Below are 22,573 nucleotides of genomic sequence, written 5' to 3'. Positions count from 1 at the left end.
CCCGCACACAGAGGCATTCCACTGAGCGTCTCCCGGTGTGACGACGATCGCGCTGCGTAACCGACGAGAGACGCCAACTGCGGGAATTCCCAAGGGTGTCGGCGTTCGCCCGGACGGCCGAACACGCTGGGTCAGCACCGTCCCCGATCGCCGCGGACGGAGATCATCGCCTGGCGTGTCAACTTCCAGCCATCGCCGTGTCGTTCGACGAAACCAAGTGCTCGGAGTTCGTACAGCCTCCCGACCGCGTCGTCCGGGGTGGTCGCCGCGCCCCGGGCGATCTCCTCCGCCCCCGCCAGACCGCGCGCCGGCAGCGCGGCCAGTACGCGTCCGGCGCCCGGGTCCAGCAGGTCGCGCGGCAGCACGGGCCCACGGCGGTCGGGGGCCAGCTCACCCATGTCACCCACCAGTTCGGAGACTTCCGCGGCGTCGGAGACCAGCACCGCCTCGCCCCGGAGCAGTTCGTGCACCCCCGCCGACAGGCCGCTCGTGGCAGGGCCCGGCACCCCCATCGTGAACCGCCCGAGCCGCTGCGCCGCACGGGCTGTGACCAGCGCACCACTGCGATAGGCCGCCTCGACGACCACGGTCCCCCGGGTGAGCGCCGCGATCACCCTGTTTCTCAGAATGAATCTGCTCGGCGTCGGGTGCTCGCCGGGCGGCAACTCGCCCACCACCAGTCCCTGTTCCGCGATTCTGTTGATCAACTCGGTGTGTCCGCGCGGGTAGGGCCGGTCGACGCCGCAGGCCAGCACGGCGACGGTGGCGCCGCCCGCCCCGAGGGCGCCCCGGTGCGCGGCACCGTCCACTCCGTAGGCACCACCGGACACGACCACCCATCCGCGCTCCGCGAGACCCGCGCCGAGGGTGGCCGCCATGTGGGCGCCGTACTCGGTACAGGCCCGGGCTCCGACGACGGCGACGGAGCGCAGCGCCCATATCCGCAGACTCGGGCGCCCCCGTACCCACAGTCCGATGGGCCGGGCGTCCCCCAGATCGTCGAGTTGCGCGGGCCACTCGGGCTCACCGGGACAGATGAACCGCACTCCGGCGAGCCGTGCCTGAGCCAGATCCCGGTCCGGCCGCACCCGGCCGGACCGCCCCCGCAGCCCCTCCCATCGCTTCTCGCTCACCCCCGGCAGCGGCTCGCCTCCCTGCACCAGCCGCCGCGCCACCTCGACGGCCCCGAACTCCCGCAACCATCGCCCACCGGCCTCGTCCCCTGGTTCGACGACTTGGGCGAGCGCGACGCGGGCCATGCGCTCGTCGTCGGTCATTTCGGCGAGCCGATCATCATCGGCACCCCTCGCGGCACGCCGGTGCGCAGCTGCAGTGCCAAGGCCACATCCCCGGCGTCGGGTCGGTCGTGTCCCGACAGGTCGGCGACCGTCCAGGCGACGCGGAGCACCCGGTCCAGGCCGCGTGCGGTCAGCACACCGCGCTCCAGTCCGCGCTCCGCCTCGTCCATCGCTCCCGGCAGTGCCTGCCAGCGGCTGCGCAGTTCGCGTCCCGGCACCTCACTGTTGGTATGCCATGGAGTGTCGGTCAGCCGCGCGGCGGCACGCTCGCGTGCGGCGCTCACCCGGTCGGCCACCGTCCGCGTCGACTCACCCCGGGCGCCGCGCGCCGTCAGTTCGGAACGGGTGACCGGCTCGACCTCCACCCGCAGATCGACCCGGTCGAGCAGCGGCCCGGAAAGTCTGGCCTGGTAGCGACGTACGGAGGAGGGCGGGCACTCGCAGAAGTCGGTCGCCACGCTGAAGCGCCCGCACGGACAGGGGTTGGCGGCGAGCACCATCAAGAACTTCGCCGGGAACCGCACGACACCGGCGCTGCGCGCGATCACGACGTGACCCGCCTCCAGGGGCTGCCGCAGGGCATCGAGTGCGAAGCCGCTGAACTCCGGGGCCTCGTCCAAAAAGAGCACACCGCGGTGTGACAACGACACCGCGCCCGGCCGCGCCAGCCCCTTGCCGCCACCGACGAGGGACTGCATCGTCGCCGAGTGGTGGGGTGCGCAGTACGGCGGGACGTCCACCATCGGCTTGCCCGGCGGCAGCAGGCCCGCGACCGAGTGGATCGCCGTCACCTCGAGGGATTCCTGCCGGGTGAGGCGCGGCATGAGCGACGGCATCCGCTCGGCGAGCATCGTCTTGCCCGCGCCGGGTGGACCTTGCAGAAAGACATGGTGCCCACCGGCTGCCGCGACCTCCATCGCGGTGCGCGCCGACATCTGGCCGACCACATCGGCGAGGTCGTCGTGCCCCTGGTCGTGTTCCGACACGGCCATGCCGCACAGACCGGTCGCCTCCCCCGTGCCGGGCACGCGCAGGCCCGCCAGCAGCGGATCCGGCCGCCCCTGCTCGTCCGGCTCCTCCTCGGGCACCGGCTCATCCGCGAGCACCGCGATCAGCTGGCGCAGACTGCGCACCCCGAGCACCGAGACCCCGGGCACCAGCGAGGCCTCGGCCGCCGCGCACTCCGGCACCACCACCTGCTCGTATCCGGCGTCCGCCGCGGCCAGCACCGCCGGCAGCACACCCCGCACCGGCCGTACCCGTCCGTCCAGGCCGAGCTCCCCGATCATCACGATGTCGGAGAGCACCCGTGGATCGATCCGCTCGGAAGCACCCAGGACCGCGCAGGCCACAGCGAGATCGAACCCGCTGCCGCCCTTGGGCACCGACGCAGGACTCAGCCCCACCGTGAGCTTCTTCTGAGGCCATGACGCGCCGGAATTCACCACCGCCGCCCGAACCCGGTCCTTGCTCTCCGTCAGACTCTTGTCGGGGAGGCCGACCAGGGTGAAGGCCGCGACGCCTGGCTCCAGGTCGGCCTGGACCTCGACCACGACGCCCTCGACGCCGACGAGCGCCACTGAACACGTACGCGCGAATCCCATCAGGCCACCCCCCGCGCGTGCTCGACCACGGGCGCACCGCGGTCGGGGAGGACGACGCCGATCAGATCGATGCGGACGCCGCCGGGTGGTGCCCCGCCGTGTTCCTGGAGCCAGCGCTCGGCCAGGCCACGCAGTCGCTGGGCCTTGGCCGGGGTGACGGCCGCCATCGGGTGCTCAAATGCGCCCGCCTTGCGGGTCTTGACCTCGCAGACGACGAGCGCGTCGCCGTCACGTGCCACGATGTCGATTTCGCCGGTCCTGCCGCACCGCCAGTTGCGCGCCAGGACCGTCATCCCGGTCTCCGTCAGCCGCCGCGCGGCCAGATCCTCGCCGTACTCTCCGAGTGCCCTGTGTGCCTTGGGTGTGTTCATGTCGGCACCACCTCCGGCGCCAACATTGAGGCCACTTCGAGCCGGTATTGGATCTTGGTGGACGAGCGGATGATTGTGGATAACTCCGTCACCCGCGCGAGCGCTCACCGCACGTCGCGGCGGCGCGCCACAGCCGCCCGCCGCACCGCCCGTCATCAGCCGCCGGGCAGCTCCAGGTCGCTCTTGTTCAGCTCCTCGATATTCACGTCCTTGAATGTGAGCACGCGTACCTGCTTCACGAAGCGAGCGGGTCGGTACATGTCCCACACCCAGGCGTCCGCCATGGACACCTCGAAAAACACCTCGCCCTGGACCGAGTGCACCTGCATCTCGTAGTCATTGGTGAGGTAGAAGCGCCGTTCGGTCTCGATCACATATTTGAACAGACCGACGACATCGCGGTACTCCCGATAGAGCTTCAGCTCCATCTCGGTCTCGTACTTCTCGAGGTCCTCGGCGCTCATGGCATGTTCCCCTTCAGCCGTGCGTCCCCCTATTGTGCGCCAGCCCCGCGAGCCCCTAGACGATTTCCGTGTCGAGGACCTCGGGCGTGGCCGGGGGACCCTCGTCGAGCACCCTGCGCAGCAGCTCGGCGAGTCTGGTCGGATACACCGTCTCATGTGCCTCGGTCAGTTCCTGGCACGTCCACCAGCGTGCTCCGGCGACACTGCGCCGCTCCAGGTCCGTCAGCCCCGCGGCCTCCGTGGCCGTCTGGGTCGTACGGGCCAGGTAGTACCACTCGTCCTGGTCCCAGCGGCGCCCCGCGAACGGGAAGGAGCACAACCGCCGCCACAGCACCGGGCCCAGCTCGACCTCGGTGATTCCGGTCTCCTCCACGAGCTCGCGCAGCGCGGCCTGCTCGCGGGTCTCGGCGCCCTCCAGGCCGCCGCCGGGCGTGAACCACCAGTCGTCGGCGGGATCGTCCGGCTCGTGCCCGTGCAGCAGCAGAATGCGCTCCTCGGGGTCGAGCAGCACCACGCGGGCGACCTTCCGCGGGCCGCCCCGGTACTCGTCCGGCGTCCCCGTTCCGCCGTCGTGCGGAGGTTCGTCGTAGGACACCTCAGCGGGCACCGGCGAGTTCCGTCCGGGCCTTGGCACGTCGGCCCGCACGGCCGGCGATCGGACCGTACGCCGCGCCGCCCAGGACGAGCACCGCACCGGCGATCACCGCGCCGACCATCAGGCGCAGCGGTCCCGGCTGGGAAAGGCTGCCGAGGGTCTCGAAGCCGGTCGGCCGCTTCAGCATGCCGTTCATGGGCCAGGCGACGGCGTCGACCCTGGCGGTCACGGCATTGCGCGACACCGTGCCGCTGGCCGCGTCCGTGAGGTGGGCGCTGGAGTCCAGGGAGCCCTGACGTTCGTCGCCGAGCAGGAACAGGCGCCCCTCGGGCACCTTCACGGTCGGGATCTTCGTGATCTCGGCCAGGCTGCCCTTGGGCAGATACGGTTCGTCGATCTGCTTGCCGTTGACGGTCAGCTTGCCGTTGGTGCAGCAGGAGACCGTGTCGCCGCCGACGGCGACCACGCGCTTGACCACGGCCGCGTTGGTGACCCAGGTCTTGTCGCGGAAGACGACGACGTCACCGCGGCGTACCTCGCTGCCGTCGATGCGCTGTGCCAATACCCGGTCACCGGCGTCGATCGTCGGCGCCATCGAACTGGTGGGCACGGTGTACGGCCGGTAGACCACCGCCCCCCAGGCGAATCCTCCGAGGAACAGCACCAGGCCCAGCGCGACAGCCAGTCCGGACAGCCTCTGTCCGACCCGGCCGCCCGCCTGGGCCTTGCTTGCGCCACCGCTGTGCGGGGCCGTACGTGTCGCGCTCTCGCCACCCATGGGTCCGCACCTTACCCGGGGGTACGGTGCGCGGTCAGCCCATGGTCTGATCACACCTGCCGGTTCCGGAACGCGCCCGGCCCGCCGGCGCCCCTACGTGCTGCCGAGCGCCCGATACGACCGAGGGGCCGGTGGCCCGGACGAATCCGAGCCGACCGGCCCCAAGGGGGCGCTTCAGCGCGTTACTTGGACGACTTCCGCTTCCGTCGTACCAGCACCAGCGGTACCGCGCCCACCAGCGCCACGGCAGCCGGCGAGGTGACCGCGGCCGCCGCCTGGTCGCTCAGGCCGGTCTGGCCGAAGGTGTCCGGGACCGGGAGGGTGCCCCAGCGGTTGATGGGCCAGGCCTTCACAATGGCGCGGCCGACGACCTTGTCCACGGGGACCATGCCGTGGTGCTTGTCCATCTGGTTGTAGCGCGAGTCCCGCGAGTTCTGGCGGTGGTCACCCATCACCCAGATCATGCCCTTGGGCACCTTGACCTTGAACTGGCCGCCGTCCTCGTCGACGCTGCACGGGGTGTTGCCCGGGTACACGTACGGCTCGTTCAGCGCCTTGCCGTTGACGGTCAGCGGGCCGGTGCCCTTGCACTGGATGGTGTCGCCGCCGACGCCGATGACCCGCTTGATGAGGTCCTTCTCCTCGGCGGACGGCATCAGGCCGATCCAGCTGAGGACCGTCTGCAGGGCGTTCGGGTTGGCCGTGGGCTCGCCCGCCAGCCAGTTGTCGGGGTCGTGGAAGACGACGACCTCGCCGCGCTCCGGCTCGGAGCCGAACCACGGGGTCAGCTTGTCGACCAGGACACGGTCGCCCTGCTGGAGGGTGTTCTGCATCGAGTCCGAGGGGATCGAGAACGCCTGCACCAGGAACGTCTTGATCAGCAGCGCGAGAACCAGGGCGATGCCGATCAGGATCGGCAGCTCCTTCCAGAAGGAGCGCTGCTTCTTCGACTTCGCGTCCTGCTCGGCGCGCTCGGTCGCAGCGCTGCCGTCCTCGGACTCACTCGCGGAGCCGGATGCGCCCTCTACGGCTGGGGAACCCGAATCGTCGGGCCGCTCCGGCTGCCCTTCGGGACCTTCGTGTCCGGACCGTGCGCCGACCGCCACATCCCCCACATCCACTCCTCACTCCGTGCCGCCGCCCGCGTCGTCGAATTCGGCGCAGGCCCACCACTCCCATAACGAGCGGGAGTTCCGCAGGGCTCGGGAGGGGGATCAATCCGTCTGGATCCGCAGGGGCCACCCTATGCGACTGGGCGAGAGCGGACGTCGACCCTCCAGGCGCGTCGGCGACCGTCGCGAACGTGCTCGGTTCCTTCAGGCGGGTCCAGTGACCGACGGGCCAGCCGATGATCATGGCCCGGCCGACGATCGACTTCTCGGAGACCGTACCGCTGAACTTGTCGGTGCGGTGGTAGCGCGAGTCGGCGGAGTTGCCTCGGTGGTCTCCCAGAACGAACAGGCGGCCCTGGGGCACCTTCACCTCGAAGGCGAAATCCGACGGCTTGTCGCCGGCGTAGATGTAGGGCTCGGTCAGCGGCGTGCCGTTGACGGTCACCCGGCCTTGCGCGTCACAGCACTTGACCGTGTCCCCGCCGACGCCCACGACCCGCTTGATGAGGTCCTTCTCGTTGTCGGACGGCAGCAGGCCGATGAAGGTCAACCCTTCCTTGACCTGCTTGACGACAACGGGGTCGTCCTTCTTCTTGGTCTCCTCGGCTGTGAGCCAGCCTCCGGGGTCCTTGAAGACGACGACGTCACCGCGCTGGGGCTTGGAGCCGAACCAGGGGGTGAGCTTGTCGACCAGGACGCGGTCGCCGATCTGGATCGTGTTCTCCATGGAGCCCGACGGGATCACGAACGCCTGGACGAGGAAGGTCTTGAGAACCAGCGCTATCAGCACCGCCACACCGACGAGGAGAGGTATCTCCTTGATCGCCGAGCGCCGCCTGCGCCGCTTGATCTTGCGAGCGAGCTTGCGCCGTTCCACACGGCTGGGCCGGACCGCGCCCCCGGAGGCACGCCGGGTGCCGGTGGGCAGCAGGTTGTCCGCGGCGCTGGTGGAGACCCCGCGCGGTTTGCCACGGTTACCCATGGGCACCGTCCGCGGCGGACACGCGCGCGTAGGCGTCGGGACGCGTCAGCCGGGTCCAGTGGTCGGCGGGCCAGGCGATCCAGTCGGCCCTGCCGATGACGTCGGAGACGGGGATCATGCCGCCGCCGGGCGAGCCCAGGTGGTCGCGGGAGTCGCTGGAGTCGCTGCGGTGGTCGCCGAGGAGGAAGAGGGACCCGTCGGGCACGACGACGTCGAAGCCCACGTCGGACGGACTGTCCCCGGAATGCAGAAACGTCGACTCGTCGACCGACCTGCCGTTCACTTCGAGCCTCCCTTCCTTGTCGCAGCAGACCACATGGTCTCCTCCTACACCGACGACGCGCTTGATGTAGTCGGCGTTCCCGAAATACCCAGTGCCGTCGAACACAACGACGTCGCCCCGGTGCGGCTCAGCACCGAAACGGTACGCCAACTTATTTACGAGAACGCGGTCCCCGATCCTCAATCCCGGCTCCATGGAGCCGCTGGGAATGTGGAACGGCTGCATCACGAACCGGCTGACGAGCAGCAGAAAGACCAGGCAGACCAGCACGGTCAGGGTGATCCGCCCGCCCGGGAGCCAGTCCGCGACCCGGTCCAGCAACGCGAAACGCGACCGACCCTCCGGCCTGTCCGTGTCCGAGGCGTTCTCGGAGTCGGAAGGGCGGGAGGAGCGGTCGCGCTCCAGGGGCTGTGCTTCGGTGTCCATCGGGGCCAGATGTTATCCGGCCCCGCTTTGAACCCCGGTGTGAGCTCAGCTCTCGCGCTTCTCCTTGATCTTCGCGGCCTTGCCGCGGAGGTCACGCAGGTAGTACAGCTTCGCGCGACGCACGTCACCACGGGTGACGAGCTCGATCTTCTCGACGATCGGGGTGTGCACCGGGAAGGTGCGCTCGACGCCGACCGAGAAGGAGACCTTGCGGACCGTGAAGGTCTCGCGGACACCGGCGCCCTGGCGGCGGATGACTACGCCCTTGAACTGCTGCACACGGGAGCGGTTGCCCTCGATGACGCGGACGTGGACGTTGACGGTGTCACCCGGGCGGAAGGCCGGGATGTCGCTGCGCAGCGACGCGCTGTCGACGGAGTCGAGCAGGTGAGACATTTCGTCTGCTTTCTTCGTTGATGCCACAGGTCATCAACGGGAGATAGTTTTCCAAGAGGGTGCTGCCGCGTCGGGGCGGGCGTCGTGTCCCCCTGTGGCAGGGGCGCACGCCGGACGACGTACAGCAGCGGTCTATTCTTCCACGGCCTCTGGGCTGCGCCAAAATCGGCCGTCGGGACCTGGCTGCCAGCCCAGGATCGAGAGCATTTCGCGGTCCTTCTTGTCGAAGACGGAAGGGTCGCAGCGCTCGATGAGGTCGGGCCGGTTCGCCGTCGTACGGCGCAGGGCCTCGTCGCGGCGCCAGCGGGCGATCTTCCCGTGGTGGCCGCTGACCAGTACCTCCGGAATCTCGCGGCCGCGCCACGCCGGGGGCTTGGTGTAGACCGGCCCCTCCAGGAGGTTGGCCATGGCCCCGGGGGCGAAGGAGTCGTCCCTGTGGGACTCGACGTTGCCGAGGACGCCGGGCAGCAGCCGCGCCACGGCCTCCGTGACGACCAGGACGGCCGCCTCGCCGCCGGCGAGCACATAGTCGCCGATGGACACCTCGTAGACGGGCATCCGGGTGGCGTACTCGTCGATGACGCGGCGGTCGATGCCCTCGTAGCGTGCGGGCGTGAAGACCAGCCAGGGGCGCTCGGAGAGCTCGACGGCGAGCTCCTGGGTGAAGGGGCGCCCGCTGGGCGTGGGGACCACCAGTGCGGGCCCGTGGGAGCCCGTCTCGTAGCCGTCCGCCAGCACGGAGTCCAGGGCGTCGCCCCAGGGCTCGGTCTTCATGACCATGCCGGGGCCGCCGCCGTACGGGGTGTCGTCGACCGTGTGGTGACGGTCGTACGTCCACTCCCGAAGATCATGCACGTGCACATTCAGCTGTCCACGCGCGCGTGCCTTGCCGACGAGCGAGACGTCCAGGGGGTCGAGGTACTCGGGGAAGATCGTGACGACGTCGAGCCGCATTACGCCTCGTCCTCGTCGCGGGAGGAGACGATCTCGGCCCGGTCGTCGATCAGGCCCGGCGGCGGGTCGATGACGGCCCGCTGCTCCTCCAGGTCGATCTCGACGACGATCTCCTCGACGAACGGGATCAGGACTTCGGTCCCGTCCGCGCGCTCGACCACGAACAGGTCCTGCGAAGGCAGATGCGAGATCTCCGTGATCCGCCCGACCTCCACACCGTCCTTGGTGACCACGTCCAGGTCCATCAGCTGGTGGTCGTAGTACTCGTCCGGGTCCTCGGGCCTCTCGTCCGGGTCGATCTCGGCGATCAGCAGGGTGTTGCGGAGCGCCTCGGCGGCGTTCCGGTCCCGCACGCCCTCGAAGCGCAGCAGCAGACGGCCGCTGTGCACCCGGCCCGTCTCGATGGTCAGCGGTCCGGCGGAGGCCGGGTCGGTGAGCAGGACGGCGCCGGGCCCGAGCCTGAGTTCCGGCTCGTCCGTACGGACCTCCACGGTGACCTCGCCCTTGATCCCGTGGGCGCGGCCGACGCGAGCGACTACCAGCTGCACTGTGCTTGATCTCCTGTCGGTACGACTACGGGCCGGGGACAGCTCGGCCACGCGGCGATAGCCGCACATCCGATACTGCTCCCCGGCCCGAGCCGGTGCTGCCTGTTACGTCAGCGGACGTGATCCACGTCGACCAGGTCGACGCGGACACCGCGTCCGCCGATGGCGCCCACGACGGTGCGCAGAGCGCGCGCGGTGCGGCCGTTGCGGCCGATCACCTTGCCGAGGTCGTCGGGGTGCACCCGGACCTCGAGAACGCGTCCGCGGCGCAGGTTGCGCGAGGCGACCTGCACATCATCGGGGTTGTCGACGATGCCCTTCACGAGGTGCTCGAGAGCCTCCTCGAGCATGCTCAGGCCTCGGTCGACTCGGACTCGGCGGCAGCCTCGTCCTTCTTCTCAGCCTTCTTCTTCTGGGTGATGGCCTCACCCTTGCCCTCGTCGTCGCCACCAAGGGCGTCGAACAGCGGGCGCGCGGCCTTCGGCTCGGCCACGAGCAGCGGAGCCGGGGCGGGCAGGCCCTTGAACTTCTGCCAGTCGCCGGTCAGCTTCAGGATCGCGAGAACGGGCTCGGTCGGCTGCGCGCCGACACCCAGCCAGTACTGCGCGCGGTCCGAGTCGACCTCGATGCGCGAGGGGTTCTGTACCGGGTGGTACAGGCCGATCTCCTCGATGGCCCGGCCGTCACGGCGGGTACGGGAGTCGGCGACGACGATGCGGTAGTGAGGCGAACGGATCTTGCCCAGACGCTTCAGCTTGATCTTGACTGCCACGGAAGTGGTGTCTCCTGGTCTTGACGTGGTTGGGCACGGCGAGATGGCCGCGTGGGGTTGCGGTACCCGAGTGCCCGATGGACGCGTCAGCCGGAGGAGAGAGGGGTCCTGTGCGGCTGTCGAGTACAGCTAGCCATTGTGCCACATCCTGGCGGGGCGCCTTCACCGGACAGCCCGCCGCCGGAGCACGGCTGAGCGGCACTCGGCGCCGGGATGAGTCCGACGTCGGCCGCGCCTACCGGCATCCACGAGATGCCGCTACCGATCGCTGCCGACGACTGCGCAACCCGGCGCTTACCGGGTGCCGCCTCTCCTCGGGACGGGCGCCGTCCCAGCGGCACTCCCGCCCGGGGGCTACGAGGCGGCCGCGCCCACGACCTCCGGGATCCGGAACGGCTTTCCACATCCCCCGCACACGATCGGTGCCTGGGCCAGTACCGACGGGACGACCCGTACGTTGCGGCCGCAGTCGCACACCGCCTTGACGCGGACGCCTCCTCCGGAGGAGCCGTGGCGGGCGGCCGGGCCGCGGAACGAGCGGGCGGTGTCTGCGGCGGTCGCGGCCGTGTGGGCCTTGAGCGCGCGCTGCAGGCGCTCGATCGTCGGGCGGTAGCGCCGCTTGGCCTCGGGGTTGAGCGTGACCAGGGAGAAGCCGCTGCTGGGATGCGGCTCCTCGGGGTGGTCGAGGCCCAACTCCTCCGCGATCGCGAGGAATCTGCGGTTGTGATAGCGGCCGGCGCGCGAGGTGTCGCGGACTCCTCGGGCGGCGGCGATGCCGTGGACTGCCTCATGAAGCAGTCGCTCGAAGGAGAGTTCGTGCCCGCAGGCGGACGACGACTCTCCGATCAGGGACTCTGGCGCGGCAAGATCGGGCAGTTCGGGGTGGTGCCGCTGAATGTCGGCCCACGCCCCTGCCAGCTCTGCGGCGAGAACAGGTGGTGTCGTGCTCACGTAATGACAACGAGCCGGGGTGCCTCTGTGTTCCTATTCCGGGGCATCCCAAATAATTTGCACGTACCCGTCAGTTGCCGCTGATGCGTCCTGACGAGGGCGGGTGCGCTGATCTGCGGAGAAGCCTCACAGCTCGTACCAAGGCGGTACGTAGGCATACGTACGCCCCGGCGCGTAGACGGTGTCCGCGCGCCGGGGCACCTGAGGTCTGCAGATGCGCAAGAGGCGTTTCGGTCGCCCTCGGGGGCTACTTAGTAAGCGCGCGCGACGACGGCGACGTTACCCGGTGCGTCGTCGGCGTCGGGCACCGACCCGTCCTCGGCGACCAGACACCGTACGGTCACGGAGTGCTCGGCCAGCTTGGCCTCGCCCTCTTCGCCGAGGTCGGCCCAGGGAATGCGCGCCCAGCCGCCGGCGGTGGCCGCCTCGGCGGCCTCCTCGATCGTCGACACCTCCGACGTACGGGACTCGCGGCGCTCGCGCGACTGCTTCAGAAGCAACGCCTGGTCCTCTTCGAGCACCGTGGGGAGCAGGCCCACGAGCGCGTCGATCGCCACCGGCTCCTTGCCTCCGGGGATGCGGCGGGCCAGCATCGCGGTGCCGCTCTCCAGGTCACGGGGGCCGACCTCGATGCGTACGGGTACGCCCTTGAGCTCCCAGTCGACGGCGCGGCGCCCGAACGGGGTGTCCGTACGGTCGTCCACCTGGACGCGTACACCCGCCGCCTTCAGCCGGTCGCCGATTTCGCGGACCTTGGCCAGAACCGCATCGTCCCCCTTGATCGCGAGGACGACCGCCTGTACGGGGGCGAGCCGCGGCGGCACCCGCAACCCATTGTCATCGCCGTGCGACATGATCAGGCCACCCACCATGCGTGTCGACGACCCCCAGGAGGTCTGCCAGACGAGCTCCTGCTTGCCGTCCTTGGACAGGTACTGGGTGTGGAAGGCCTTGGCGAAGTTCTGCCCGAGCTCGTGGCTGGTGCCCATCTGGAGGGCCTTGCCGTCACCCATCATCGATTCGAGCGTGAGGGTGTTGATGGCACCCGCGAAGCGCTCGCTGGGTGTCTTGCGCCCGAGCACCACGTCGATCCCGAGGACGTTCACCATGAAGTCCGCGTAGACCTTCTCGTGGATGTACGCGGCGTAGTCGCGGGCGTCCTCGTACGTGGCGTGGGCGGTGTGGCCCTCCTGCCAGAGGAATTCCGTCGTACGGAGGAACACGCGCGGGCGCATCTCCCAACGGACCACGTTCGCCCACTGGTTGATCAGCAGCGGCAGGTCGCGATAGCTCTGCACCCACTTGGAGAAGTAGTCGTTGATGATCGTCTCGGAGGTGGGGCGGACGACGACCGGCTCCTCCAACTCCTTGCCGCCGCCGTGCGTGACGACCGCGAGCTCGGGGGCGAAGCCCTCGACGTGCTCGGCCTCCTTCGTCAGATACGACTGCGGGATGAAGAGGGGAAAGTACGCGTTCTGGGCGCCCGCCTCCTTGATGCGGGCGTCCATCTCCTGCTGCATCCGCTCCCACAGCCCGTACCCGTACGGTCGGATGACCATGGTGCCGCGCACCGGCCCGTTGTCGGCCAACTCGGCCTTGTTGATCAGGTCCTGGTACCAGCGCGGGAAATCGGCCGCCTGGGGCGTAAGAACGGGTGCCTTTGCCATGCGGCGATGGTACGGGGCCACGTTGCCGGAATGTGAATTCTCGCGGCGCGCACGGGGAGCGCACAAGCCGGGCGCCGCAACCCCTGGACGCCACGTCGAGCGCGGAGTTACCTGACATACGGGGGGAGTGCGGCGCACTGCACGGGGGCCATGGAAACGGGGCACAGCGGCAACTCTCGGTGGATTGGGGCGCTTTCGATGACACCTACGCTCGTGCGGCAGCATCTACCTCACGCGGGGGCGGTACCCCGGGTGAATCAGTCTGCACGCGCGCGTGACTGGGCCGAGATCCAGGAGCGGATGCTGGTGCCGCTCTACGAGGCCGTCTACGAGCGACTCGAAGTGGGCAGCGGGACGCGGCTGCTCGGCCTCGGCTGCGGGTCGGGGCTCGCCCTTCTGATGGCGGCCGGTCGGGGCGCCGCCGTCACGGGTGTCGACTCCTCGTCGCCCGAGCGGCTGGCCCTCGCGCGGGAGCGGTTGCTGCCGGAGGCATGGAGCACACGCGCGCGTGCGGACACTCGGCTCGTGGACGGGTCCCCCGCGGACGCGGCCGTCGCGGGGGCGCCGGCGTACAACCTCGTGACGGCGTTCGAGCCGATCGGGTGCGTGGCCGGGGACTCCGAAGTGCTGGGTTCGCTGCTCGGGTCGGCCACGCCGCTTGCCGAGCGGGGGGCGCCTGTGGTGCTGGTCGGGTGGGGGCCGCCCGAGCGGTGCACGACCTCCGCCGTGCTGCGGGTCGCCACCAAGTTGGCCGATCCCCTGCGGGGGGCGGGGAGTTGGCGGGCCGCCTGTCGGGACGACCTGGAGGAGGTCGCCCAGCGGGCCGGGTTGCGGCCGGACGGGTCCGGTCGGGTTGCTTGTCCGTTCGGGTATGCCGATGTGGACAGTGCGGTGCGGGGGCTGCTGTCGACGGGGTTGTTCGACGCGGCGGTCGACGCCACCGATCAGGTGCAGGTCGACAAGGAGCTGACCGAGGCGCTTCATCCGCATCAGCGGCGGGACGGGACGGTGTGGATGCCCAACGTGTTCCGGTATCTGATCGCTCGTACGGGCTGAGGTCACAGGCGTCTTTCGCCCCCTCCGCCCCTGCCCTTCCCCAAGCTCTCGGCTTCGCTCGAGCGGGGGACCCCCATCCTCCCGGGGGCTGCGCCCCAGACCCCGCAGGGTTGCTCTTCGACTGCCGGCGAGTGGGGGCTTGTCGCGCAGTTCCCCGCGCTCCTGACGGGGCGCGGGGATGAAAAAGACCCCTACTCCAGCCTCTTCACCCCCGCGATGCGATACGCCTCCGCCTCCTCCAGCGTTTCGTTCGCGAGGAGCGCTTCCGCGAGGGCGTCGAGTTGGTCACGGTGCTCGCGGAGTTTGTCGCAAGCCTCCTCGTAGCACTCGTCGACGATCCGGCGCATCTCGTGGTCGATGGAGTCGAGGGTCGCGGGCGCAGCCGCGAGTCCGTAGGCCTGTTGGGCGTCGTTCGGGAGGGCGGAGAGCCGGCCGACTCGTTGGCTCATGCCCCAGCGGGCGACCATGCCGCGGACGATGTTGGTGACCTGTTCGAGGTCGTTCTCCGAGCCCGTGGTGACGACTCCGTAGACGACGTGTTCGGCGGCCATGCCACCCAGGGCGCCGATGATGCGGCCGCGCAGGTACTCCTCCGTGTACGAGTACCTGTCCGCTTCCGGGGTCGACAACGTCACACCCAAGGCCCGGCCGCGCGGGACGATCGTGACCTTGCGGACCGGGTCCGCGCCCGGCTGCAGCATGCCGAGGAGGGCGTGGCCGCTCTCGTGGTAGGCCGTGCGGCGGCGCTCCGCCTCCGGCATGACCAGTGCGCGTTCCGCGCCCAGCTGTACCTTTTCCAGCGCCTCGGAGAGGTCCGTCGGCATGACCTGATCCTGCTTGCGCTTGACCGCCAGCAGAGCCGCCTCGTTGGCGAGATTCGCGAGATCCGCTCCGGTCATGCCCGGAGTCGTACGGGCCACCTGGGAGAGGTCCACATCGGGAGACAACGGAATGTCGCGGGTGTGGATCTCCAGGATCGCCTCGCGGCCGCCGCGGTCGGGGGGCGCGACGTTGACGATGCGGTCGAAGCGGCCGGGGCGGGTGAGCGCCGGGTCCAGGATGTCCGCGCGGTTCGTGGCGGCGATGACGACGACGCCCTCGGAGCCCGAGAAGCCGTCCATCTCGGTCAGGATCTGGTTCAGCGTCTGCTCGCGCTCGTCGTGGCCGCCCATGCCGGAGCCGCCCGCCCGCGCCCGGCCGATCGTGTCGATCTCGTCGATGAAGATGATGGAGGGGGCCACCTTGCGGGCCTCGGCGAACAGTTCGCGGACGCGGGACGCGCCGACGCCGACGATCATCTCGATGAACTCGGAGGCCGAGGCCGAGAAGAAGGGAACCCCCGCCTCCCCCGCCACGGCCCGCGCGAGCAGCGTCTTGCCCGTACCCGGCGGACCGGCGAGCAGTACGCCGCGCGGCATCTTCGCACCCATCCTGCGGTAGGCGTCCGGGTTCTTGAGGAAGTCCACGACGTCGTTCAGTTCACCCGCGACCTCGTCGATGCCGGCCACGTCGGCGAAGGTCGTACGCGGGGCGCCGGGCTGCAGTTCGACCGGCTTCGGGGGCGCCTTGCGGCCGAGCATGCCACCCGCGCTGCCCATGCCCGCCCGGAACCGTCGGGCGAAGAAGACCCACAGCACCACCAGGAGCACGATCGGGGCGAGGGAGAGCAGCAGGTTGGAGAGGAAGCTGCGCTGCTGGACCACTGGTGAGGCGGTCACCGCGACCTGGTGTTTCTCCAGGTTCTGCCAGAGCTTGTCGTCCGCGAAGGACGGGCGCTGGGTCTGGAACTTGGTGTACTTCCCGCCGCCCTCCGGGTTGTCCTGGGCCTTCTTGAGCTGGCCCTGGATCGCGTCGCCCTTGGAGTAGATCTTGGTGATGTTGCCGTTGTCGACCTGCTTGCTGAACTCCGTGTACGAGATCGTCGGCCCGTTGCCCTCGTTGAAGAAGGACAGCCCCAGGATGGCGATGACGAACACGACCAGGGCGGCGATGGTCAGGCCTATCCAACCGCCGGGCATCCTCCTTTTCCCGGAGGGCGACCCGGTCGGCTCCGGCGGTGTGCCCTCGGTACGCCACGGCTGGTCAGGTGCCTTGCGCGGCGGCACAGAGTTGCTCATATTCGGACGTTACGCCACTAAATGCGCACCAGCACCCGCACACAACAGACTGGGGGCACCCCTCGGACGAGGGGTGCCCCCAGTGACGTACCGGCACAGAGGCCCGTACGCGAAGAACCGTCAGCCCATGAACTTCTTGAACTCGTCCGGCAGCTCGAAGTCCTGGCCACCCTGCTGCGGCAGACCGAACGCGTTGCCGCCCTGGGCGCCCGCCTCGCGGCGCTGCGCCTCCTCCAGCTCCTGCTGCTTGCGCTTCATCGGGTTGCCGGAGCGCTGCTTGCCCTTGGCCTGCTTCGCCTTCTTCTTGGTGCGGCCGGGGCCGCCACCCATGCCCGGCATCCCGGGCATCCCGGGCATGCCGCCGCCCTGAGCCATCCGGGACATCATCTTGCGGGCTTCGAAGAAGCGCTCGACCAGGCCCTTGACGGCGCTGACCTCGACGCCGGAGCCCTTGGCGATACGGGCGCGGCGCGAGCCGTTGATGATCGTCGGCTCCTGGCGCTCGGCCGGGGTCATCGACTTGATGATCGCGGCCGTGCGGTCGACGTCGCGCTCGTCGAGGTTGTTGATCTGGTCCTTGATCTGGCCCATGCCGGGGAGCATGCCGAGCAGCTTGCTGATGCTGCCCATCTTCCGGACCTGCTCCATCTGGGCCAGGAAGTCGTCCAGGGTGAAGTCCTGGCCCTTCTTGGACGCCAGCTTGGAGGCCATCTTCTCGGCCTCTTCTTGGCTGAACGTCTTCTCCGCCTGCTCGATCAGGGTGAGCAGGTCACCCATGTCGAGGATGCGGGATGCCATCCGGTCCGGGTGGAAGGCGTCGAAGTCGTCGAGCTTCTCGCCGTTCGACGCGAACATGATCGGCTTGCCGGTGATCGACGCGATGGAGAGGGCCGCGCCGCCTCGGGCGTCACCGTCGAGCTTCGACAGGACCACGCCGTCGAAGCCGACGCCGTCGCGGAAGGCCTCGGCGGTGTTGACCGCGTCCTGACCGATCATCGCGTCGACGATGAAGAGGATCTCGTCCGGCGAGACCGCGTCACGGATGTCAGCGGCCTGCTGCATCATGTCCTGGTCGATGCCGAGGCGGCCCGCGGTGTCCACGATCACGATGTCGTGGACCTTGGTCTTCGCGAACTCCATGGAGTCCCTGGCGACCTTGACCGGGTCACCGACGCCGTTGCCCGGCTCGGGCGCGTAGACCGCGACGCCGGCGCGCTCGGCGACGACGCTGAGCTGATTCACGGCGTTCGGGCGCTGGAGGTCGGCGGCGACGAGCAGCGGCGAGTGGCCCTGGTCCTTGAGGTGCTTGCCGAGCTTGCCCGCGAGGGTCGTCTTACCGGCACCCTGCAGACCAGCGAGCATGATCACGGTGGGCGGGTTCTTGGCGAACCGGAGGCGGCGGGTCTCGCCGCCGAGGATCGTGACGAGCTCATCGTTCACGATCTTGAGAACCTGCTGGGCCGGGTTCAGCGCCTTGGAGACCTCGGCACCGAGCGCGCGCTCCTTGACGTTCTTGATGAAGGTCCGCACGACCGGCAGGGCCACATCGGCCTCGAGGAGCGCGATACGGATCTCGCGTGCGGTGGCGTCGATGTCAGCTTCGGACAGCCGGCCCTTGCCCCGCAGGTTCTTGAACGTCGCTGAGAGGCGATCGGAGAGAGTATCGAACACGGCGCTCGTCGGTCCTCAGGGGTCGGGGGCGAAGGGAATCGCCCTCCAGGGTATCTGGCCGCGTGCGGTGCGGTCTCCACCGCGTTCGTACGAGACCGGGGGCACCCCCCCCGATCCCGTACGGGACAGGCCCTAACCCCGCAGCGTCTCCTCCAGGGCGCGGGCGACCGAAGCCGCCTCCTCCCCCGGCAGGGGCGCGCCCTTCGGGCCGGTCACGTAGAAGGCGTCCACGGCGTTCGCGCCGAGCGTGGAGACATGCATGCTGCGCACCCGGATGTTCGCGTCCTCCAGGGCCCGCCCGATGCGGTGCAGCAGACCGGGGGCGTCATGGGCACGGACCTCGATGACCGTGGCGTGGCGAGAGGCCGCCGAGGCGACCGTCACACGGGGCGGCGGCGCGACCGTCCCCCGGCGGCGGGGGTAGGCGGCGTCCCGTTCGGCGAGCCGGGCCGTGATGTCGAGGGAACCGTCCAGGGCGCGTACGAGATCGGCGCGCAGGCGGGCGGCCTGCGGCAGGGACCCGTACTCGGCGGCGACCCGCCAGTTGAGCAGCAGTACCGAGCCCTGCACGCCGTCGGGCAGGTCCAGGGCGCGCAGCTCGGCGGTGCGGACGGTCAGCCGGTGCATGGCGAGGACGCCCGCGACCGCGGGGAGCACGCCGGGCTGGTCCGGCACGGCGATGAGGAGCTCCACGCCCAGCGGCTCCGGGTCGCCGGCGGTCTCCTCGGCCGGTGGCTCGGTCTGCGCGCGCAGCGCGAGTACGGGCCCGCCCGTACGGAACGCCTCGATCGCGAGCCGCTCCTGCTCGGCGGTGGGCGCCGCGTCCTCGGGCTCCTCGGGGTCGTCCCCGGCGAGTACGGCCGAAACCCGCTTGACCAGGTCGGCGACGAGGGAGCCGCGCCACGAGGACCAGGCGGCGGGGCCGGTGGCCAGGGCGTCCGCCTCGGTCAGGGCGTGCAGCAGTTCGAGGGTGCCCTGCGAGCCGACCGCCTCGGCGACCGAGCGGACCGTGGCCGGGTCCTCCAGGTCGCGCCGGGTCGCGGTGTCGACGAGCAGCAGATGGTGGCGTACGAGGGCGGCGAGCACCGCCACGTCCGCGCGGTCGAAGCCGATCCGGGCGGCGACGTCCCGCGCGATGATCTCGCCCGCCACGGAGTGGTCGCCGGGCCAGCCCTTGCCGATGTCGTGCAGCAGAGAGGCCACGAGCAGGAGGTCGGGGCGGCCCACGCGGCGGGTGAGCTCGGAGGCGCGGACGGCGGTCTCGATGAGGTGGCGGTCGACGGTCCAGATGTGCACGGCGTTGCGCTGCGGCCGGCAGCGGACCCGCTCCCAGTCGGGCAGGAGCCGGGTGATCAGTCCCTCCGCCTCCAGCGCCTCCCAGACCTCGACGGTCGGGCGGCCCGAGCCGAGGAGCGTGACGAGCTGTTCGCGGGCCTCGGCGGGCCAGGGCGTGGGCAGCGGGCGCGCCGCGGCGGCCATGCGACGTACTGCGTGCAGGGACAGCGGGAGCCCCGCCTGCGCCGCCGCAGCCGCGGCGCGGAGCGGAAGTACGAGATCGCGCTCGGGGCGTGCGGCTCGCGCGAGCACCACCTCGCCGTCCATCTCGACCACACCCTCGGCGAGCGGGGAACGCTCCGCGGCGGGCTTGGAGCCGCCCAGCATGGCGCGCAGGCGCGGACGAACGGCGCGTGAACGCAGCACGCGCCCTACCTCGCGCCAGGTGACGTCACTGGCGTACGAGACGACGCGCGCGGCCTCGTACACCTGGCGCAGCAGGGTGTCGGCGTCCAGCAGCCCCAGTTCCGCGGCGACCTGGTCCTGCTCCTGGAGCGAGAGGCGGTCGGTGGCGCGTCCGGTGGTGAGATGCAGCGCGTCACGTACGTCGAGGAGCCTGCGCCGGGCGTCGGAGAGGCCCTCGCGGGGCGCGTCCGCGAGCCAGGATGCGGCGACGGCGCGCAGGGCGGTGGCGTCGCGCAACCCGCCGCGCGCCTCCTTCAGGTCCGGTTCGAGGAGGTACTGCAGCTCTCCTTGGCGCTCGGCCCGTTCGACGCACAGCTCCTGGAGTTCGGGGAGACGTTTCGGCGCCTGATTGCGCCAGTCGGCGAGGACGGCCGTACGCAATCCGGCGGTGAGGCCGAGGTCGCCCGCGACATGCCGGGCGTCCAGCAGCCCCAGCTGCACCTTGAGGTCCTCGCCCGCGGTCTTGCGTGCCTCGACGGGCGTACGGACGGAGTGGTCGAGGGCGAGACCCAGGTCCCAGACCGGGTACCAGATGCGGTCGGCGAGGGCGGCGACCGCGCCGGAGTCGCTGCCGTCGTGCAGGAGCAGCAGATCGAGGTCGCTGCGGGGCGAGAGTTCGCCGCGTCCGTAGCCGCCGACGGCGACCAGCGACACCCCGCGCGCCCCCTCGGAGCCGGCGGTGAACAGGCCGGTCAGCCAGTCGTCGGTGAGTTCCGCGAGGGCAGCACGGCGCGGCGGCCCGGACCGCGCCTCCTCCTGGAGGAGGCGCAGCCGGGCCGCCGCGTAGCCGCTGGGTCCCGAGTCCTCTGCTTCCGTACGCATGTCCGTACTCGTCACCCAGCGACTCCTGTCTTTCTTCCTCTTCGAGCGGGTCCGGTTAGAGCGCGTCCGGGCCGCGTTCGCCGGTCCGGACCCGGACGGCTGTCTCGACCGGGATGGACCAGACCTTGCCGTCACCGATCTTGCCGGTGCGGGCCGCCTTCACGACGACGTCGATGAGCTGTTCGGCGTCGTCGTCCTCGGCCAGCACCTCGATGCGGATCTTGGGGACCAGATCGACCGTGTACTCGGCGCCACGGTAGACCTCGGTGTGGCCCCTCTGCCGACCGTAGCCGCTGGCCTCGGTGACCGTCAGACCGTGTACCCCGAAGGCCTGCAGGGCCTCCTTGATCTCGTCGAGCCGGTGGGGCTTCACGACGGCGGTGATGAGCTTCATGCGTCCACCTTCTTGCTCTCCGTGCCCGCGAGGGCGGATACGGCGGCTCCGACGACGCCGCCACCCGCCCCGCTGAAGTCGTATGCGGTCTCGGCGTGCTCGGCCTGGTCGATACCGGCGATCTCCTCGTCCTCGGTGACCCGCATACCGATCGTCTTGTCGATCAGGAAGGCGAGGACCGCGGAGGCGATGAGGGAGTAGGCCAGGACGGCGAAGACACCGGCGCACTGCTTCCAGAACTGCGTCATGCCGCCGCCGTAGAAGAGACCCTCCACGGTGGACTGGCCCTTGCCGCTGGCGAAGAGACCGATCAGCAGGGAGCCGACGACACCGCCGACCAGGTGGACGCCGACGACGTCGAGCGAGTCGTCGTAGCCGAACTTGTACTTCAGGCCGACGGCCATGGCGCACAGCACACCGGCGATGACACCGACGGCGATCGCACCGAGCGGGGAGACCGCACCACCCGAGGGGGTGATGGCGACCAGACCGGCGACGGCGCCCGAGGCGGCACCCAGCGTGGTGAACGCGCCGTGGCGGATCTTCTCGTAGATGAGCCAGGCCAGCATGGCGGCGGCGGTGGCGATCTGCGTGTTGACGAACATCAGCGCGCCGACGCCGTCATCGTTGCCGAGCCACGAACCGGCGTTGAATCCGAACCAGCCGAACCACAGCAGACCGGCGCCGAGCATGACCAGCGGGAGGCTGTGCGGACGCATCGGGTCCTTCTTGAAGCCCACGCGCTTGCCGATGACCAGAATCACGCCGAGCGCCGCGGCACCCGCGTTGATGTGGACCGCCGTACCACCGGCGAAGTCGATCACGCCCAGGTCGAAGGCCCAGCCGCCGGCGCCCCAGACCCAGTGGGCGACCGGGAAGTACACGACCGTGGCCCACAGGGCGATGAACAGGGACCAGGCGGTGAACTTCACGCGATCCGCGAGCGCGCCGCTTATCAACGCCGGCGTAATGATCGCGAACATCAGCTGGAAGACCATGAAGACGAAGATCGGGATGGTGTAGCCGTCCCACAGCTGCGTCAGGCCGATGTTGCTGAGGCCGACCCAGTCGGAGGTCCAACCGATGAACGAGCCGTGGTCGGTACCGAAGGCGGCGGAGAAGCCGTACAGCACCCACAGGATGGTGATGATCCCCATGCTGATGAAGCTCATCATCAGCATGTTCAGGGTGCTCTTGACGCGGACCATGCCTCCGTAGAAGAAGGCCAGGCCGGGTGTCATGATCAGCACCAGGGCGGAACAGATGAGCATGAACCCTGTGTTGGCGGCAGACAGCTTGGGTGCTTCTGCGGCAAGGGTGATGGCTGGTGCCATCGGCGTCTCCTCGTCGTTGGTACGGCCCCGTGCGGGCGAAGCCTGAGTGGGCGTGAGGGGCGGGCCGGTTATGCGCCATGAGATTGACGCAGCGCCGTTTCCGTCGAAGCCCCTCGATGTTTCGCACCAGTGACGAAGAGGTCCTGTGTGTTACGCGTCCATGAACTGCCTGATGCCGGGCCGAGCGATCGTTATCGTGGCGCAACCTTCTTGGAAGGCGAAAAACCGGCCACGGACG

22 protein-coding genes are annotated in these 22,573 nt (G+C 69.9%); 1 reads left to right on the top strand and 21 read right to left on the bottom strand.

Annotated features, from left to right (window positions below):
* Positions 1-131: 131 nt before the first annotated feature.
* The 16 genes from dprA to proS form a co-directional block, all read right to left on the bottom strand.
* Positions 132-1,277 carry a DNA-processing protein DprA gene (dprA, locus tag IEY95_RS28395; RefSeq protein ID WP_189188995.1) on the bottom strand — a complete coding sequence of 382 codons (1,146 nt, stop codon included), beginning with the start codon at positions 1,275-1,277 and terminating at the stop codon, positions 132-134.
* Entirely contained in the window at positions 1,274-2,902 is a 1,629-nt protein-coding gene (locus tag IEY95_RS28390; RefSeq protein ID WP_189188994.1) for a YifB family Mg chelatase-like AAA ATPase, read from the bottom strand. Before IEY95_RS28390 ends, dprA begins: the two co-directional genes overlap by 4 nt.
* Entirely contained in the window at positions 2,902-3,273 is a 372-nt protein-coding gene (locus tag IEY95_RS28385; RefSeq protein ID WP_229703433.1) for a YraN family protein, read from the bottom strand. The genes IEY95_RS28390 and IEY95_RS28385 overlap by 1 nt, the downstream gene beginning before the upstream one ends.
* A 155-nt stretch (positions 3,274-3,428) precedes the next feature.
* Positions 3,429-3,737, bottom strand: a complete 309-nt coding sequence (locus IEY95_RS28380; protein ID WP_003965949.1) for a DUF2469 domain-containing protein — start codon at positions 3,735-3,737, stop codon at positions 3,429-3,431.
* Between the two features lie 55 nt (positions 3,738-3,792).
* Positions 3,793-4,332 (bottom strand): NUDIX hydrolase, encoded by a 540-nt coding sequence (locus IEY95_RS28375; protein WP_189189103.1) that lies wholly within the window; start codon positions 4,330-4,332, stop codon positions 3,793-3,795.
* 1 nt (position 4,333) lies between these two features.
* A complete protein-coding gene (gene lepB / locus IEY95_RS28370) occupies positions 4,334-5,110 on the bottom strand; it encodes a signal peptidase I (protein WP_189188992.1) in 777 nt (258 codons plus the stop codon).
* A 182-nt stretch (positions 5,111-5,292) separates the two neighbouring features.
* Positions 5,293-6,225 carry a signal peptidase I gene (gene lepB, locus IEY95_RS28365; protein WP_189188991.1) on the bottom strand — a complete coding sequence of 311 codons (933 nt, stop codon included), beginning with the start codon at positions 6,223-6,225 and terminating at the stop codon, positions 5,293-5,295.
* Positions 6,110-7,204 (bottom strand): signal peptidase I, encoded by a 1,095-nt coding sequence (lepB, locus tag IEY95_RS28360; RefSeq protein WP_189188990.1) that lies wholly within the window; start codon positions 7,202-7,204, stop codon positions 6,110-6,112. Before lepB (IEY95_RS28360) ends, lepB (IEY95_RS28365) begins: the two co-directional genes overlap by 116 nt.
* A complete protein-coding gene (lepB, locus tag IEY95_RS28355) occupies positions 7,197-7,913 on the bottom strand; it encodes a signal peptidase I (protein ID WP_189188989.1) in 717 nt (238 codons plus the stop codon). The genes lepB (IEY95_RS28360) and lepB (IEY95_RS28355) overlap by 8 nt, the downstream gene beginning before the upstream one ends.
* A 45-nt stretch (positions 7,914-7,958) precedes the next feature.
* Positions 7,959-8,309 carry a 50S ribosomal protein L19 gene (gene rplS / locus IEY95_RS28350; protein WP_030675924.1) on the bottom strand — a complete coding sequence of 117 codons (351 nt, stop codon included), beginning with the start codon at positions 8,307-8,309 and terminating at the stop codon, positions 7,959-7,961.
* Between the two features lie 132 nt (positions 8,310-8,441).
* Entirely contained in the window at positions 8,442-9,263 is an 822-nt protein-coding gene (trmD, locus tag IEY95_RS28345) for a tRNA (guanosine(37)-N1)-methyltransferase TrmD (RefSeq protein ID WP_189188988.1), read from the bottom strand.
* The gene (rimM, locus tag IEY95_RS28340; RefSeq protein ID WP_189188987.1) at positions 9,263-9,811 is read right to left on the bottom strand and encodes a ribosome maturation factor RimM; all 549 of its coding nucleotides are present in this window, start codon (positions 9,809-9,811) and stop codon (positions 9,263-9,265) included. The genes trmD and rimM overlap by 1 nt, the downstream gene beginning before the upstream one ends.
* A gap of 110 nt (positions 9,812-9,921) precedes the next feature.
* Positions 9,922-10,161, bottom strand: coding sequence for an RNA-binding protein (locus IEY95_RS28335; RefSeq protein WP_003973401.1), 240 nt, complete (start codon positions 10,159-10,161; stop codon positions 9,922-9,924).
* Positions 10,162-10,163: 2 nt separating this feature from the next.
* On the bottom strand, positions 10,164-10,583 hold the full coding sequence (rpsP, locus tag IEY95_RS28330; RefSeq protein ID WP_189188986.1) for a 30S ribosomal protein S16: 420 nt from the start codon (positions 10,581-10,583) through the stop codon (positions 10,164-10,166).
* Positions 10,584-10,937: 354 nt separating this feature from the next.
* Positions 10,938-11,534: a hypothetical protein gene (locus IEY95_RS28325; RefSeq protein WP_054235363.1), complete on the bottom strand. Its 597-nt coding sequence runs from the start codon at positions 11,532-11,534 to the stop codon at positions 10,938-10,940.
* 251 nt (positions 11,535-11,785) lie between these two features.
* Positions 11,786-13,201, bottom strand: coding sequence for a proline--tRNA ligase (proS, locus tag IEY95_RS28320; RefSeq protein ID WP_189188985.1), 1,416 nt, complete (start codon positions 13,199-13,201; stop codon positions 11,786-11,788).
* Between the two features lie 198 nt (positions 13,202-13,399).
* On the opposite strand from proS, the gene IEY95_RS28315 reads away from it, so the two are divergent.
* The gene (locus tag IEY95_RS28315; protein ID WP_189188984.1) at positions 13,400-14,257 is read left to right on the top strand and encodes an SAM-dependent methyltransferase; all 858 of its coding nucleotides are present in this window, start codon (positions 13,400-13,402) and stop codon (positions 14,255-14,257) included.
* A gap of 191 nt (positions 14,258-14,448) precedes the next feature.
* On the opposite strand, the gene ftsH is transcribed toward IEY95_RS28315, so the two are convergent.
* The 5 genes from ftsH to IEY95_RS28290 form a co-directional block, all read right to left on the bottom strand.
* Positions 14,449-16,374 carry an ATP-dependent zinc metalloprotease FtsH gene (gene ftsH, locus IEY95_RS28310; RefSeq protein WP_189188983.1) on the bottom strand — a complete coding sequence of 642 codons (1,926 nt, stop codon included), beginning with the start codon at positions 16,372-16,374 and terminating at the stop codon, positions 14,449-14,451.
* Between the two features lie 120 nt (positions 16,375-16,494).
* Positions 16,495-18,045 carry a signal recognition particle protein gene (gene ffh, locus IEY95_RS28305; RefSeq protein WP_189188982.1) on the bottom strand — a complete coding sequence of 517 codons (1,551 nt, stop codon included), beginning with the start codon at positions 18,043-18,045 and terminating at the stop codon, positions 16,495-16,497.
* Between the two features lie 132 nt (positions 18,046-18,177).
* Positions 18,178-20,622: a [protein-PII] uridylyltransferase gene (locus IEY95_RS28300; protein WP_189188981.1), complete on the bottom strand. Its 2,445-nt coding sequence runs from the start codon at positions 20,620-20,622 to the stop codon at positions 18,178-18,180.
* 40 nt (positions 20,623-20,662) lie between these two features.
* Positions 20,663-21,001 carry a P-II family nitrogen regulator gene (locus IEY95_RS28295; RefSeq protein ID WP_054235369.1) on the bottom strand — a complete coding sequence of 113 codons (339 nt, stop codon included), beginning with the start codon at positions 20,999-21,001 and terminating at the stop codon, positions 20,663-20,665.
* Positions 20,998-22,335: an ammonium transporter gene (locus tag IEY95_RS28290; RefSeq protein WP_189188980.1), complete on the bottom strand. Its 1,338-nt coding sequence runs from the start codon at positions 22,333-22,335 to the stop codon at positions 20,998-21,000. The genes IEY95_RS28295 and IEY95_RS28290 overlap by 4 nt, the downstream gene beginning before the upstream one ends.
* Positions 22,336-22,573: the final 238 nt, after the last annotated feature.

The sequence above is a fragment of the Streptomyces albiflavescens genome (assembly GCF_014645835.1).
Lineage (GTDB): Bacteria > Actinomycetota > Actinomycetes > Streptomycetales > Streptomycetaceae > Streptomyces > Streptomyces albiflavescens.
Note: the sequence above shows the minus strand (reverse complement) of the source record. Positions and strands in the feature narration are given on the sequence as shown.